Source organism: Paracoccus sp. (in: a-proteobacteria), assembly GCF_046289755.1.
Lineage (GTDB): Bacteria > Pseudomonadota > Alphaproteobacteria > Rhodobacterales > Rhodobacteraceae > Paracoccus.
Map to the genome: position 1 here is coordinate 73,401 of NZ_JBKBVD010000007.1, position 13,288 is coordinate 86,688.

General features: G+C 68.4%; 12 protein-coding genes. 8 read left to right on the top strand and 4 right to left on the bottom strand.

Annotated features, from left to right (window positions below; translation table 11 throughout):
• Positions 1–17 precede the first annotated feature (17 nt).
• Positions 18–2,192 (bottom strand): 1,4-alpha-glucan branching protein GlgB, encoded by a 2,175-nt coding sequence (gene glgB, locus ACK41U_RS04235; RefSeq protein WP_409676556.1) that lies wholly within the window; start codon positions 2,190–2,192, stop codon positions 18–20.
• Positions 2,193–2,325: 133 nt separating this feature from the next.
• On the opposite strand from glgB, the gene ACK41U_RS04240 reads away from it, so the two are divergent.
• Positions 2,326–3,936 (top strand): alpha-glucosidase family protein, encoded by a 1,611-nt coding sequence (locus tag ACK41U_RS04240; RefSeq protein WP_409676434.1) that lies wholly within the window; start codon positions 2,326–2,328, stop codon positions 3,934–3,936.
• Positions 3,937–3,961: 25 nt separating this feature from the next.
• Here the strand turns inward: ACK41U_RS04240 and ACK41U_RS04245 are convergent, their stop codons facing one another.
• Entirely contained in the window at positions 3,962–4,150 is a 189-nt protein-coding gene (locus ACK41U_RS04245; protein WP_409676437.1) for a hypothetical protein, read from the bottom strand.
• A gap of 33 nt (positions 4,151–4,183) precedes the next feature.
• Positions 4,184–5,137 carry a LysR family transcriptional regulator gene (locus ACK41U_RS04250; protein WP_409676440.1) on the bottom strand — a complete coding sequence of 318 codons (954 nt, stop codon included), beginning with the start codon at positions 5,135–5,137 and terminating at the stop codon, positions 4,184–4,186.
• A 124-nt stretch (positions 5,138–5,261) separates the two neighbouring features.
• Between ACK41U_RS04250 and ACK41U_RS04255 the strand changes: the two genes are divergently transcribed.
• Both ACK41U_RS04255 and ACK41U_RS04260 read left to right on the top strand, forming a co-directional pair.
• Positions 5,262–6,194 (top strand): ring-cleaving dioxygenase, encoded by a 933-nt coding sequence (locus tag ACK41U_RS04255; RefSeq protein WP_409676443.1) that lies wholly within the window; start codon positions 5,262–5,264, stop codon positions 6,192–6,194.
• A 34-nt stretch (positions 6,195–6,228) separates the two neighbouring features.
• Positions 6,229–6,987, top strand: coding sequence for a VOC family protein (locus tag ACK41U_RS04260; RefSeq protein WP_409676446.1), 759 nt, complete (start codon positions 6,229–6,231; stop codon positions 6,985–6,987).
• Positions 6,988–7,026: 39 nt separating this feature from the next.
• Here the strand turns inward: ACK41U_RS04260 and ACK41U_RS04265 are convergent, their stop codons facing one another.
• Positions 7,027–8,523, bottom strand: coding sequence for a VOC family protein (locus ACK41U_RS04265; protein ID WP_409676449.1), 1,497 nt, complete (start codon positions 8,521–8,523; stop codon positions 7,027–7,029).
• A gap of 153 nt (positions 8,524–8,676) precedes the next feature.
• Between ACK41U_RS04265 and ACK41U_RS04270 the strand changes: the two genes are divergently transcribed.
• Genes ACK41U_RS04270 through aroQ form a run of 5 tightly spaced genes read left to right on the top strand, consistent with a single transcriptional unit; the run spans position 8,677 to position 13,209 of the window.
• Positions 8,677–9,609, top strand: a complete 933-nt coding sequence (locus ACK41U_RS04270; protein ID WP_409676452.1) for a pirin family protein — start codon at positions 8,677–8,679, stop codon at positions 9,607–9,609.
• Positions 9,610–9,632: 23 nt separating this feature from the next.
• Positions 9,633–10,175: a DUF924 family protein gene (locus tag ACK41U_RS04275; RefSeq protein WP_409676455.1), complete on the top strand. Its 543-nt coding sequence runs from the start codon at positions 9,633–9,635 to the stop codon at positions 10,173–10,175.
• 38 nt (positions 10,176–10,213) lie between these two features.
• Positions 10,214–11,245, top strand: coding sequence for a histone deacetylase family protein (locus tag ACK41U_RS04280; RefSeq protein WP_409676458.1), 1,032 nt, complete (start codon positions 10,214–10,216; stop codon positions 11,243–11,245).
• A gap of 4 nt (positions 11,246–11,249) precedes the next feature.
• On the top strand, positions 11,250–12,734 hold the full coding sequence (locus ACK41U_RS04285) for an asparaginase (RefSeq protein WP_409676461.1): 1,485 nt from the start codon (positions 11,250–11,252) through the stop codon (positions 12,732–12,734).
• A 49-nt stretch (positions 12,735–12,783) separates the two neighbouring features.
• The gene (gene aroQ, locus ACK41U_RS04290; RefSeq protein ID WP_409676464.1) at positions 12,784–13,209 is read left to right on the top strand and encodes a type II 3-dehydroquinate dehydratase; all 426 of its coding nucleotides are present in this window, start codon (positions 12,784–12,786) and stop codon (positions 13,207–13,209) included.
• The last annotated feature ends 79 nt before the right edge of the window (positions 13,210–13,288 follow it).

The window sequence follows — 13,288 nt, forward strand, 5'->3', positions numbered from 1 at the left end:
CCTCCCCAAATGATTGTTCAGTCCCCGGCCACCAGAATCACGACCGACAAAGGCGGCAATGTCACCGCGATCGAGGCAGGCTGCCCGTCCTGTGCGCCGCCATCCGCCATGACACCGCCCAGATTGCCCATGCCGCTGCCGCCATAGATCGCCGCATCGGTGTTCAGCGCCTCGCGCCATGGCCCCGCCTGCGGCACGCCCATGCGGAACCCCGGTCGCGGGACCGGCGTGAAATTGCAGATCACCACGACCGGCGCATCGCCCGCCTCGCCATAGCGCGCCCAGGCCAGCACCGACTGCGCCGGATCGCTGGCGATCCACTGGAACCCCTCGGGCACGCAGTCGCGCACATGCAGGGCGGGTGTGGCGCGATACAGATGGTTCAGATCGCGCACCAGCGCCTGCACGCCCGCATGCAGCGGCTGCCCCGCCGCATGCCAGTCGAGTTCGCCGTCATGGTCCCATTCGCCGGGCTGACCGAACTCGCAGCCCATGAAGATCAGCTTCTTGCCCGGATGGCCCCACATATAGCCGTAATAGGCGCGCAGATTGGCGAATTTCTGCCAGTCGTCCCCCGGCATCCGGTCCAGCATGCTGCCCTTGCCATGGACCACCTCGTCATGGCTGATCGGCAGGATGAAATTCTCGGAAAACGCATAGCTGATGGAATGGCTCATCAGATGGTGGTGCCAGGGCCGGTGCACCGGGTCGTGCGCCATATAGCGCAGCGTGTCGTTCATCCAGCCCATGTTCCATTTGAAGCCAAAGCCCAGCCCCCCCGCATTCACCGGCGAGGACACGCCGGGAAACGAGGTGCTTTCCTCGGCCACGGTCATGATGCCGGGGCATTCGCCATAGGCGGCGATATTCATCTGCTGCATGAAGGCGATGGCCTCGTAATTCTCGCGCCCGCCATCCTTGTTGGGCAGCCATTCGCCATCCTTGCGCGAATAATCGCGATACAGCATCGAGGCCACGGCATCGACCCGCAGCCCGTCGACATGATATTCCTTGAGCCAATACAGCGCGTTGGCGGTCAGGAAATTGGCAACCTCGGTGCGGCCGAAATTGTAGATCAGCGTGTTCCAGTCCTGATGGAACCCCTCGCGCGGGTCGGCATGTTCATAAAGCGGCGTGCCGTCAAACTGCGCCAGCCCGTGCGGATCGGTCGGGAAATGGCCCGGCACCCAGTCCAGCAACACGCCCAGCCCCGCCGCGTGCGCGGCATCGACCAGATCGCGGAATTCATGCGGCGGGCCGAACCGGATCGTGGGCGCATACAGACCCACCGGCTGATAGCCCCATGACCCGTCAAAGGGAAATTCGCTGACCGGCATCAGCTCCAGATGGGTAAAGCCCATATCGCGGGCATAATTCACCAGATCGCGGGCATGTTCGCGATAGGACAGAGGCCGCCCGCCCTGATCCCACCGGCGCCGCCAGCTGCCCAGATGCACCTCATAGACCGAAATCGGCGCGCGCCGGTCCTGCGCCCCCGACCGCGCCGCCATCCATGCGTCGTCATGCCAGCCATAACCCGCGATGTCGCGCACGATGCTGGCCTTTTCGGGCGGGTGCTGGCTGCCGAAGCCGACCGGATCGGCCTTGAGCAGCAGCGCCCCCTGCCCGTCGAGAATCTCGTATTTATACAGCGCACCCTCGGCGATGCCGGGCAGAAAAATCTCCCACACGCCGCCCGACAGGCGCCGCATCGGATGGCGCCGCCCGTCCCAGCCGTTGAACGCCCCCACGACCGAGACCCGCCGCGCATTCGGCGCCCAGACCGCGAAATGCGTGCCCTGCGCGCCCTCATGCGTGATCACATGGGCGCCAAGCGCATCCCACAACCGGCGATGCGTGCCCTCGCCCATCAGGTGCAGGTCCAGATCGCCCAGCACCGGGCCAAAGCGATACGGATCGTCGAAATCCCAGGTCACGCCGCCGCCGCTTTCGGCGCGCAAGCGGTAGGGGCCATCCGGCGCAGGCCCGCCGAACAGATCCCCCGACAGGCGCGGCAATTCGGTCACCCGCCCCCCGCTGACCACGCTGAGGCACGCCAGATCGGGGTGAAAGACCGTCAGCCTGCGCCCCTCCGGCCCCTCATGCGGACCCAGCAGATCAAAGGGCCGGTCACAGCGCCCCGAGGTCAGCTCAAGCAGTCCCGCATCACCTGTCATCAGCGTGCCCGTCATCTGTGCCACCCCTCACCTTAACGCGACTGAACCGCAGGGCAATCGCCTAGTTAACGCTAACGCAGGGTTGCACAGGCCGCTATAGTTTAGATGAATGAATCGCAAACACAGGTCAGAACAGGCAGGAGGCTTCATGCAGGAATGGTGGCGCGACGCGGTGATTTACCAGATCTATCCCCGCAGCTTTCAGGACAGCGACGGCGACGGGGTCGGCGATCTGCCCGGCATCACGCAGCGTCTGGACCATGTGGCGGGGCTGGGGGTGGACGCGATCTGGCTGTCCCCCTTCTTCACCTCGCCGCAAAAGGACATGGGCTATGACGTGTCCGACTATACCGATGTGGACCCGCTGTTCGGCAGCCTCGCCGATTTCGACACCATGGTCGCGCGCGCGCATGAACTGGGCCTGAAGGTCATCATTGATCAGGTCATCAGCCATTCCAGCGACAAGCATCCGTGGTTCGAGGAAAGCCGCCAGAACCGCACCAACCCCAAGGCCGACTGGTATGTCTGGGCCGATCCCAACCCGGACGGCACACCGCCCAACAACTGGCCCTCGGTCTTCGGCGGCCCGGCCTGGGAATGGGAGCCGCGGCGGCGCCAGTATTACCTGCACAACTTTCTGGCCGAGCAGCCCGACCTGAACCTGTGGAACCCCGAGGTGCAGGACGCGCTGCTGGACACGATGCGCTTCTGGCTGGAACGCGGCACCGACGGCTTCCGGCTGGACACGGTGAACTACTATTTCCACGACGCAAAACTGCGCGACAACCCGCCCAATCCCGACCATACCGGCCCGGAAACCTACGGCTTCCAGCGCCACACCCGGTCCAAGAACCAGCCCGAAAACATCGCCTTCCTGAAACGGATGCGGGCGCTGACGGATGAATATGACGCCCGGATGATGGTGGGCGAGGTGGGCGACGGCGGCCAGACCGCCATCGACATCATGGCCGAATACACCGCAGGCAGCGACCGGCTGCATATGTGCTACAGCTTCGAGATGCTCAGCCCCGACTACACCGCCGCGCATTTCCGCCGCAGCATCGAGGGCGTGCAACAGGGTGCCCCCGACGGCCACAGCTGCTGGAGCTTTTCCAACCATGACGTGCTCCGCCACGTCACCCGCTGGCGCGATCATGCCACGGGTCAGGACGCGCTGGCCCGCCAGTCGGCGGCCATGCTGCTGTCGTTTCCGGGCACGATCTGCCTCTATCAGGGCGAAGAGATGGGGCTGACCGAAACCACGCTGGTCTATGCCGAACTGACCGACCCCCCGGCCCTGCGCTTCTGGCCCGAGGTCAAGGGCCGCGACGGATGCCGCACGCCGATGGTCTGGGACGCGGCGCTGCCCCATGCGGGCTTTTCCGACGCCACACCCTGGCTGCCGGTCAAAGAGCCGCAGGCCGCCCGCGCCGTGGCCGCACAAGAGGCCGCCAATGACAGCACCCTGTCAGCCTATCGCCAGCTGCTCGCGTGGCGCAAATCCCAGCCCGCCCTGCGCTGGGGTCAGACGCAGTTTCTGGACCTGCCCGAACCCGTGCTGGCCTTCCGGCGCGATCACGAGGGGCAGGTGCTGACCTGCATCTTCAACCTCTCGCCCAAGCCGCTGAAACTGAAGGTCTCGGGCGCCGCCCCCCTGTCCGGCCCGTCCTTCGCCAGCCTTGGCAGCGACATGCTCGCCCTGCCCGGCAACGGCTTTGCATGGCTCGATGGCGCGGCAGATCTGACTCCCACCACCTGACCAGTAAGGGCGCCGCGCAGCGCCCTTACCCCTCGGGCCTGCGCCAGACGAACAGCGCCAGTCCCAGATAGACCCCGGCCCCGCCAAAGATCATCGCCCAGACCGGGCTGTCCATCCAGAACTCGAATCCGGCCCAGACCAGCGGCAGCACCACACACAGCACCCGCACCCAAAGCGGGCGGAAAAACGGCGCATCCGGATCAACAAGTTTCATGGCAGCACTCCCGGCCTTGCCCTGCTTTGGTCGCTAAATATCCTGGGGGGTCCGGGGGGCAAGCCCCCCGGCGCCCGCGGGACGCAACACCCCCCGCTGCCAGGGCGGATCTTCGGCAAAAGCCGCCGCGATATGGTCGATAAAGGCCCGCGTCTTGCGCGGCAAGGGCCGCACCGGCGGCCAGACCACGCTGATGGGCAGGGGGTCCTGCGGCAGACCGGGCAGCAACCGCACCAGCCGCCCGTCGCGCAGCGCGTCATGCACGATGAACAGCGGCAGCAGCGCCAGCCCCAGCCCGCCAATGGCCATGTCGCGGATCGCCTCGCCGTTATTGGCCGCGATCCGGCCCGGACGCGGCGGCTCGATTTCGGGACCAAAGGGCCATGTCTCGCCAAGCCGCGCGTTCAGATAGCCGATGGCCTCATGCCGGGCCAGATCCGCGGGCATCTCGACGCCGCCGCGCATCGCCAGATAATCCGGGCTGGCCACCAGCACGCGCGGGTCCTCGCACAACCGCCGCGCCATCAGGCTGCTGTCCTTCAGATGCCCGATCCGCAGCCCCAGATCGAACCCCGCCCGGCCCAGATCGGTCTGCCGGTCGTCGTAATCCAGCACGATCTCCAGCCCCGGATGCGCCCGCGCGAAGCCTGCGATCACCGGCCCCAGATGGCGGATGCCGAAACTCATCGGCGCCGCAATCGCCAGCCGCCCGCGCAGGCCCGCCTCGGCCCCCGCCACGCTTTCGGTCGCGGCGACCAACTCGGCCAGCGCCGGGCGCAACCGCTCGGCCAGTGCCAGCGCGCTGTCGGTGGGCGCGATTCGGCCCGCATGGCGCGTGAACAGCGCCACCCCCAACGCAGCCTCGAAATCGCTGATCCGCTTGCTGACGACCGATTTCGACAGATCCGCCCGCGCCGCCGCCCCCGAGATGCTGCCCGCATCCAGCACCGCCAGAAACGTCTGAATATCGCTGATCGTCCATCCCATGCGCGCAGTCTAGCGAGCCCCACACCGTTCGCAAGAACCGAACGCGGCGTTGCCCCGCGCGTGGGTGCCGCGAACGGGACGCCTGCGCCATATTGGGGGCAAGCCATATGGAAAGGACCGCACCATGCAACTGACCGGCATTCACCACCTGACCGCCATCACCGCCGATGCGCCGGGCAATAACCGCTTCTACACCGAAACGCTTGGCCTGCGCCGGGTGAAGAAAACCGTCAACCAGGACGACACCTCGGCCTATCACCTGTTCTTTGCCGATGGTGCGGGCAGCCCCGGCACCGACATCACCTTTTTCGACTGGCCCGCAGCCCCCGAACGGCGCGGCACCAATGCGATCACCCGCACCGGGCTGCGCGTGGGCGAAGACAGCCTTGATTACTGGGCGGACCGCCTGAACGGGCTGGCGGGCAAGATCACCACGCTGGACGGACGCCCCAGCCTCGATGTCGAGGACCCCGAGGGCCAGCGCCTGCGCCTGATCGCAGCCCCCATCCCGGAAGGTCAGCCGTGGGAGCGCAGCGATGTCCCCGCCGAACACCAGATCCGTGGCCTTGGCCCGATCACGATCTCGGTCCCCGACCTGAAGCCGACCGAGGCGGTGCTGACGCAGGTGATGAACATGCGCCGGGTCCGCGATTACGCCAGCCCCGACGGCCACGGACAGGTCCATGTCTTCGAGATGGGCGAGGGCGGCGCCGCAGCCGAGCTGCACGTCGCCGTCCAGCCCGGCCTGCCGCAGGCCCGTCAGGGCGCGGGCGGGGTGCATCACGTCGCCTTCCGCGTGCCCGACACCGCGGCGCTGACCGCATGGACCGACCGCGTCGCGGGCTTCCGCGTGCCCAGTTCGGGCGAGGTCGAGCGTTACTACTTCCGCTCGCTTTACTTCCGCGAGCCGGGGGGCAATCTGTTCGAGCTGGCCACCGACGGGCCGGGCTTTGACGTGGACGAACCGCGCGAGACCATGGGCGAGGCGCTGTCCCTGCCGCCCTTCCTCGAGGGCAAGCGCGCGCAGATCGAGGCCGGGCTGAAGCCGCTTGTGTGAAGGCGCCCGAAAAGGCACGCAAAGGAGCAACGCCATGACCCGCCACATTGACCACATCGCCCTGACCGTGCGCGATCTGCCGGGCATGGCTGCGTTCTACGAAACCGCCCTTGGGCTGCGGCCCATGGGCGGGGACGGCGCCACGCGACTGCTTGGCACCGGCCAGCAGATGCTGCTGGAACTGCGCGGCGAGCCTGCCGCGCGGCCCCGCGATCCGCGTCAGGCGGGGCTGTATCACACCGCCTTTCTGCTGCCCTCGCGCGGCGATCTGGGCCGCTGGCTGCGCCATGCCGCCGAGGCTGGCGTGCGGCTGACCGGCGCCTCGGACCACGGCGTCAGCGAGGCGATCTATCTGGACGACCCCGAGGGCAACGGCATCGAGATCTATCGCGACCGCCCCGCCACCGAATGGGTCCGCACCGGCGACCGGGTCACGATGGTCACCGCGCGGCTGGACCTGAACGAGCTGGCAGCGGATAGCCCCGACGCATGGGATAGCGCGCCGCTTGGCACCACCATCGGCCATGTGCATCTGCAGGTGGGCGATCTGGCGCAGGCCGACAGCTTTCTGACCGGCCCGCTTGGCCTGACCCGCAGCTTCGATGTGCCGGGCGGGGCGTGGTATGGCTGGAACGGCTATCACCATCACATCGCGGGCAATGTCTGGCACAGTCCGGGCGCAGGCCCGCGCGAGGCGGCGATGACCGGGCTGGCCCATGTCGCGCTGCATGCGCCCGACCGCGCGGGCGAGGTGCTGACCGATCCCTGGGGCACGCGGTTCGTGATGCAATGACAGCAAAGGCCCCCGCCAGACCGGCGGGGGCCGCTTGCATTACCGGGCCGCCAGCCAGCCCTGCGCGGCGGTCAGATCATCGGGCGACAATTCGTGCCCTGCCGCGATCACGCGGGCGTCCAGATCGGCACCGCTGGCCGCCAGCCAGTCGTTCAGCGCGGGCGCATGGGCGCCATAGGGATCGCGCGCGCCCTGCAGCGTCAGGACCGACACCCCCGACAGATCGACCGCCGCAGGCGCCTCCAGCGCCAGCATGGGCCGCATCAGGATCGCGCGCCGGATCAGGCCGGGATGCAGCGCCATGACCGCGCCCGCGAAATTCGCACCGTTGGAATAGCCCAGCACCGTCAGCCGCGACGGGTCCAGATCGTATGCCGCCAGCGCACCCTCCCAGAACCCGGCAAAGGCGTCGGCCTCGGCGCGGATGTCGTTCTGATCGAACCGCGTCATCGACAGGCGGCGGAAGAACCGCGCGATGCCTTCCTCGGTCGAGCGTCCGCGCAGGCCAATGGCCGTAGCACGGGGCGCTGTGCGATGGGCCAGCGGCATCAGGTCCGCCTCATCCCCGCCGGTGCCATGCAGCAGCATGAGGGTCGAGCCATCGGCATCCCTGGGGGTGTGGATGCGGTGGACAAAGGGCAGGTCTCGCATAGGTCTCCTTTCCTCGCCGGGTCGGGCGAATTGCGGCAGGCGCAGCCGCAGGTCGATGTCATCGGTGAAATGCGGCGGGACCATCAGGGTCCGGCCAAGGGCACCCGGCGCCTCGTCCACGGCCATGCCGGGGCCGTCGGTCGCCAGTTCGATCAGCGTGCCCGCAGGCTCGCGCACATAGAGCGAGGTGAAATACAGCCGGTCATGCACGGTCACATCGCTCAGGTTCGCCTGATGCGCGGCGATCGCCGCGACATCCGGCACCCGCAGCGCCACATGGTCGATGACCCCGGTGCCGGGAATGCCGGGCACGAAGCCCGACGCATCGCGGATGTCCAGCACGTCGCGGTCGGACACGAGCCGCGTCACCCCGCCCTCGGCCCCGCCGGGCTGATAGCCAAAGCGCGACAGAAAACCGACGGTGCCCGGCGCATCCCCGGACCAGATCGTGACGCCGTGCAGATGCGCGGGCGCTGCGGGCCAGCCGGTGTCGGGCGTGTCGGTGCCCACCAGCTTGACGATGATCCCGTCGGGATCGCGCAGCCGCAGGACCGGCGCGCCGAATTCGCGGCCCGGCCCCTCGATCCGCAATCCGCGCTGCATGGCGCGGGTCAGCCAGTCACCGATGCGCGCGCGGGGGATCGCCAGCGCGATCTCGGCCACCTGCGCATGACCCACGCGGCCCGGCGCACCGTCCTGCCAGACCAGAAAACTGACCAGCGAACCGGGCGCGCCCTGCGCATCGCCATAAAACAGGTGCAGCTGGCGGGCATCCTCGAACCCCGCCGTCTGCTTGACCAGCGACAGGCCCAGAAAGCCCATCCAGAAATCGACATTTGCCTGCACGTCGCGCGTGATGGCCGTCACATGGTGAAGTCCCGTCATGGCGACCTCCTTTCGCTGCCCAAGATGGCGCGGGCGCGGGTGCGGTGCCACAGGGTTGCGGACCAACCCGGTGTTCGCCCCTGCCGAACGCCTGCCCCCTTGCCCGACCGGCATCCGGGGCGCACCTTGTCCCCAGCACCAAGGAGGAACGCCATGAGCTGGAACCCCGCTTTGACCCCCGGCTGCCCCGACGATATCGGGCTGGACGCCATCGAGACCGTCATCATCCCCCGCGCCCGCGACATCGGCGGGTTCGAGGTGCGCCGCGCCCTGCCCGCGCCCCAGCGGCAGATGGTCGGGCCGTTCATCTTTTTCGATCAGGCAGGCCCGGCCGAATTTCTGACCGGGCAGGGCATCGACGTGCGCCCGCACCCTCATATCGGGCTGGGCACGGTCACCTACCTTTATCGCGGCGATTTCCACCACCGCGACAGCATCGGCAGCGACCAGATCATCCGCCCCGGCGCGCTGAACTGGATGGTGGCGGGCCGGGGCGTGACCCATTCCGAACGCACCTCGGACGAGGCACGGCAGGGGCCCAACAGCCTGTTCGGCATCCAGACCTGGATCGCCCTGCCCGAAACGCATGAGGACATGGCCCCCAGCTTCGAACACCACGCCCAGACCGCCCTGCCCGAGATCCGCGACACCGGCATTTCGGCACGGCTGATCCTTGGCCATGCCTATGGCGAGGTGGCGCCCGCGACGATGTATTCGGACACCTTCTATCTGGACGTGGTGCTGGACCCGCGCGCGCGCTTTCCCCTGCCCACCGATCACGAGGATCGCGGCCTCTATATCACCCAAGGGTCGGTCAGCATCGCGGGCCAGAGCTTTGAGGCGGGGCAGATGATGGTCTTCCGCCCCGGCGATGCGATCACCGTGCAGGCGGGCGATCAGGGCGCGCGGCTGATGGCGCTTGGCGGCGCGACGCTGAACGGGCCGCGCCATATCTGGTGGAATTTCGTGGCATCAACGCGCGAACGCATCGAAGAGGCGAAACGCGAATGGCGCGAGGCACGTTGGGGACAGGGTCGCTTTGACCTGCCCACAGGTGACCGCGACGAATTCATTCCCCTGCCCTGACCCCTGCCCTGAAGAGGACCGACATGCCCAAGACCCCCGAAGACGTGCTGGACTTCTGGTTTTCGGACCAGATGCAGCCCTATTGGTTCGCCAAATCCGACGATATCGACCGCGACATCACCGCCCGGTTCGCCGACACCTACGAGGCCGCGCAGGCGGGCCATCTGGACGCGTGGTCGGGACAGGCCGACACCGCGCTGGCGCTGGTGATCACGCTGGACCAGTTCCCGCGCAATATCTATCGCGGCGGCCCGCGCGCGTTTGAAAGCGACGATCTGGCCCTGCGCCACGCCAGGGCCGCGCTGGACGCGGGCCATGATCAGATGCAGCCCCCCGACCGGCGGCAGTTCTTCTATCTTCCCTTCATGCACAGCGAGGATCTGGCCGACCAGACCCGCGCGGTCGAACTGTATGAGGTGCTGGGCAACGAGAACGCGCTGCATTTCGCGCGCGAACATCGCGACATCGTGGCCCGCTTTGGCCGCTTTCCGCATCGCAACGCGATCCTAGGCCGCGACAGCACGGATGAGGAAACCGAATTCCTCAAGACGCATTCCGGCTTCTGATCTTGCCCCTGCCGCGCGGGCCTTCTAGCCTGCGCGGCATGACCGACCTGCCCTGCTTTTACGCGCCCGACACCGCCGCCCATGATCCGCAGTTCTGGATGCTGCGGGGTGTGCCCATGCGCAACAAGGAAACCGCCGAACGCGCGGATCGCCTGCTGGCGGGCATTGCGCTGGCGGGGCTGGACGTGTCCGATGCGCCCCCCACCGACCGCGCCGCGATGCGGCAGGTGCACACGGCGCGCTATCTGAGCTTTCTGGAAACCGCATGGGCCGAATGGCAGACAGCCCCCGGCGCCGGGCCCGAGGTGGTGGCGAACCTGCACCCGCAGAAAGCCACGCAGACCTATCCGTCGGGCCTCACCGGGCGGGCGGGGTGGCACATGGCCGATACCGGCTGCCCGCTTGGGCAACATACCTTTGCCGCCGCGCTGCGCGGGGTCGATACCGCGCTGGCAGCGGTGGCGGCGGTGCAGGGCGGCGCGCGTGCGGGTTATGCGCTGTGCCGTCCGCCGGGCCATCACGCCGATGCCGATACGGCGGCGGGGCATTGCTTTCTGAACAATTCCGCCATTGCCGCGCAGGCGTTGCGGGCGGCGCATCCGCGCGTGGCGATCCTCGACATCGACGTGCATCACGGCAACGGTACGCAAGAGATTTTCTATGACCGCGCCGATGTGTTGACCGTTTCGGTCCATGCCGACCCGGATGCGTTCTATCCCTTCTATCTGGGCCACGCGCATGAAACCGGGCGCGGCGCGGGCGCGGGTGCGAACCTCAATCTGCCGCTGCCGCTTGGTTCGGGCGATGACCTCTGGCTGGCCGCCATCGACACAAGCCTCGCACGCATCCGCGATTTCGCGCCCGGTGCGCTGGTGCTGGCGCTGGGGCTGGACGCGCATGAAAACGACCCCTTCCGCGGGCTGCGCGTGACCACGCCCGGCTTTGCGCAGGCGGCGGCGCGGATCAAGGCCACGGGCCTGCCCACCGTGATCGTGCAGGAGGGCGGCTATATGTCCGACGACCTGACGCAGAACATCGCCAGCTTCCTGCGCGGCTGGACCGGGGGCTAGGCCGATGCGGATCTGCGTCATCAACACCGGCGGCACGATTTCCTGCGTGGGCCAGCCGCTGGCGCCCATGCCTGCGGCGCGCTTTGCGCAGGCCGCGCGCGATCTGCTGGGCGAGGCGCTGGCCGCCGCCCTGCCCGGCTGCCAGCTGCATTTCGACACCGGGCTGCGGTTCTCCGATCAGGAGCCGGGCACGCTGGACAGCACCGATCTGCGCCCCTCGGACTGGTGCCGGATGGCGCGGCGGGTGCTGGAGCTCTATGCCGATCACGACGCCTTCGTGATCCTGCACGGCACCGACACGATGGATTATTCGGGCGCCGCCCTGCCCCTGCTGCTGAATGTCTTTGACGATCAGGGCTTTGCCCGCGCCGCCCTGTCCAGGCCCGTCATCCTGACCGGCGCGCAGTTGCCGCTGTTCCGCGAGACGCCGCAGGGGCTGGTGCTGAACGCGGGCAGCGACGGGCTGGCGAACCTGACCGGCGCGCTGGCCAGCGCCCGGCTGCGCCTGCCCGAGGTGGCGATCTTCTTTGACGGCAGGCTGATGCGCGGCAACCGGGCGCTGAAGGTCTCGACCACGCGCTTTGCCGCCTTTGACAGCCCGCATCTGCCGCCGCTGGCCGAGGCGGGCATCGGCATCCGCCATGGCGCGGCGACCCCGTGGCCCGGCCCCGCCGCGCCCGGATGCGCGCTGGATCACCCGGCGGCCCATGCGCTGGCCCGCGCGCAGCTGGACGCCATCGCCGCGCGGATCGACGCGCAGCGGGTGGTGCAGATCCCTGCCGTGCCCGCCGATCATGCCGCAACCGCCCCCCTTCTGGCGCAGATGATCGGGGCGGCGCTGGATCAGGGCGCCACCGGGTTGCTGCTGGAGGGCTATGGCGCGGGCAATATCCCGGCAGGCACAGGCGCGATCCGCGCGGCCCTGGAGCGTGCGCGTGACAGCGGCGTGCCGGTGTTGATCGCCAGCCGGGCGATCGGCGGGCAGGTCGGCGCCTTCGACTATGCGGCGGGCGCGTGGATTGCCGCCACGGGCGCGCAGGCGGTGGGCGACATGACCCCGGTGGCGGCGCTGGCCAAGCTGATGATCCTGAACGCCGCCGCCCCGCATCACGGCTGGGACCGCCGGGCGCAGGCAGCCCTGATGGCGCGCAGCCTTGCGGGGGAATGCGCCAGCCCCGACCGGCTGGAGGGCACGCTGCTGCCGGGGCAAAGCCTGCGCGCCGCCGATGGTGACGCGGTGCTGCTGAACGACCCCGACACCGGCCCGCGCCTGAGCGCCGCAGGCCGCCTGCTGTGGCAGGCCCCCGGCGCCGGGCGGTTGCAGATGCGCGGTGGTCGGCTGGCGCTGATCGCGCATGACGGTGCCGTGCTGTGGACCAGCCCGCCCGCCGCTGCGGATGCGGTGGCGGTGCTGACCGCCCACCCGTCCGCGCTTCGGCTGATCGACCCGTCGGGCGCGCAGGCGCCCGTGCAGGCGCTGCCCTGCTGACAGACCGCGCCGCTTGCCCTAGGAAGAGACGTCAAACCGGGGAATCCTGATGCCGCTGATCTATGTCCTGAACGGCCCGAACCTGAACCTGCTGGGCCAGCGCCAGCCCGACATCTATGGCCACGAGACGCTGGCCGATGTCGAGGCCCTGTGCCGCGCCGCCGCCGCCCCCCACGCGATCCGGTTTCTGCAATCCAACTGGGAGGGGCAGCTGATCGACTGGATCCACGAGGCGCGGCAGGACGGGGCGGGCATCGTCATCAACCCCGCCGCGCTGACCCATACCTCGGTCGCGGTGCTGGATGCGCTGAACACGTTCGACGGCCCGGTGATCGAGGTGCATCTGAGCCAGGTCCACAAACGCGAGGCGTTCCGGCACCATTCCTATGTCTCGCAGCGGGCGGATGGGGTGATCGCGGGCCTGGGCCCCGAGGGCTATGCCGCCGCCCTGCGCCGTATCTGCCAGCTGATCTGACCCAAAAAAGCCGCCGGTTCACCTGCCGAGGGAGGAGGAGGGCGGCAGGGACCAGCGGCTTTCTCAAGATCCGATCGAG

What these genes read in the sequence shown, in the direction of transcription:
- ACK41U_RS04280 (WP_409676458.1), top strand. Translation starts at nt 10,214, where the DNA reads ATGACCGACCTGCCCTGCTTTTACGCGCCCGACACCGCCGCCCATGAT.
- aroQ (WP_409676464.1), top strand. Translation starts at nt 12,784, where the DNA reads ATGCCGCTGATCTATGTCCTGAACGGCCCGAACCTGAACCTGCTGGGC.
- ACK41U_RS04240 (WP_409676434.1), top strand. Translation starts at nt 2,326, where the DNA reads ATGCAGGAATGGTGGCGCGACGCGGTGATTTACCAGATCTATCCCCGC.
- ACK41U_RS04285 (WP_409676461.1), top strand. Translation starts at nt 11,250, where the DNA reads ATGCGGATCTGCGTCATCAACACCGGCGGCACGATTTCCTGCGTGGGC.
- ACK41U_RS04260 (WP_409676446.1), top strand. Translation starts at nt 6,229, where the DNA reads ATGACCCGCCACATTGACCACATCGCCCTGACCGTGCGCGATCTGCCG.
- ACK41U_RS04275 (WP_409676455.1), top strand. Translation starts at nt 9,633, where the DNA reads ATGCCCAAGACCCCCGAAGACGTGCTGGACTTCTGGTTTTCGGACCAG.
- ACK41U_RS04245 (WP_409676437.1), bottom strand. Translation starts at nt 4,150, where the DNA reads ATGAAACTTGTTGATCCGGATGCGCCGTTTTTCCGCCCGCTTTGGGTG.
- ACK41U_RS04265 (WP_409676449.1), bottom strand. Translation starts at nt 8,523, where the DNA reads ATGACGGGACTTCACCATGTGACGGCCATCACGCGCGACGTGCAGGCA.
- ACK41U_RS04250 (WP_409676440.1), bottom strand. Translation starts at nt 5,137, where the DNA reads ATGGGATGGACGATCAGCGATATTCAGACGTTTCTGGCGGTGCTGGAT.
- glgB (WP_409676556.1), bottom strand. Translation starts at nt 2,192, where the DNA reads ATGACGGGCACGCTGATGACAGGTGATGCGGGACTGCTTGAGCTGACC.
- ACK41U_RS04270 (WP_409676452.1), top strand. Translation starts at nt 8,677, where the DNA reads ATGAGCTGGAACCCCGCTTTGACCCCCGGCTGCCCCGACGATATCGGG.
- ACK41U_RS04255 (WP_409676443.1), top strand. Translation starts at nt 5,262, where the DNA reads ATGCAACTGACCGGCATTCACCACCTGACCGCCATCACCGCCGATGCG.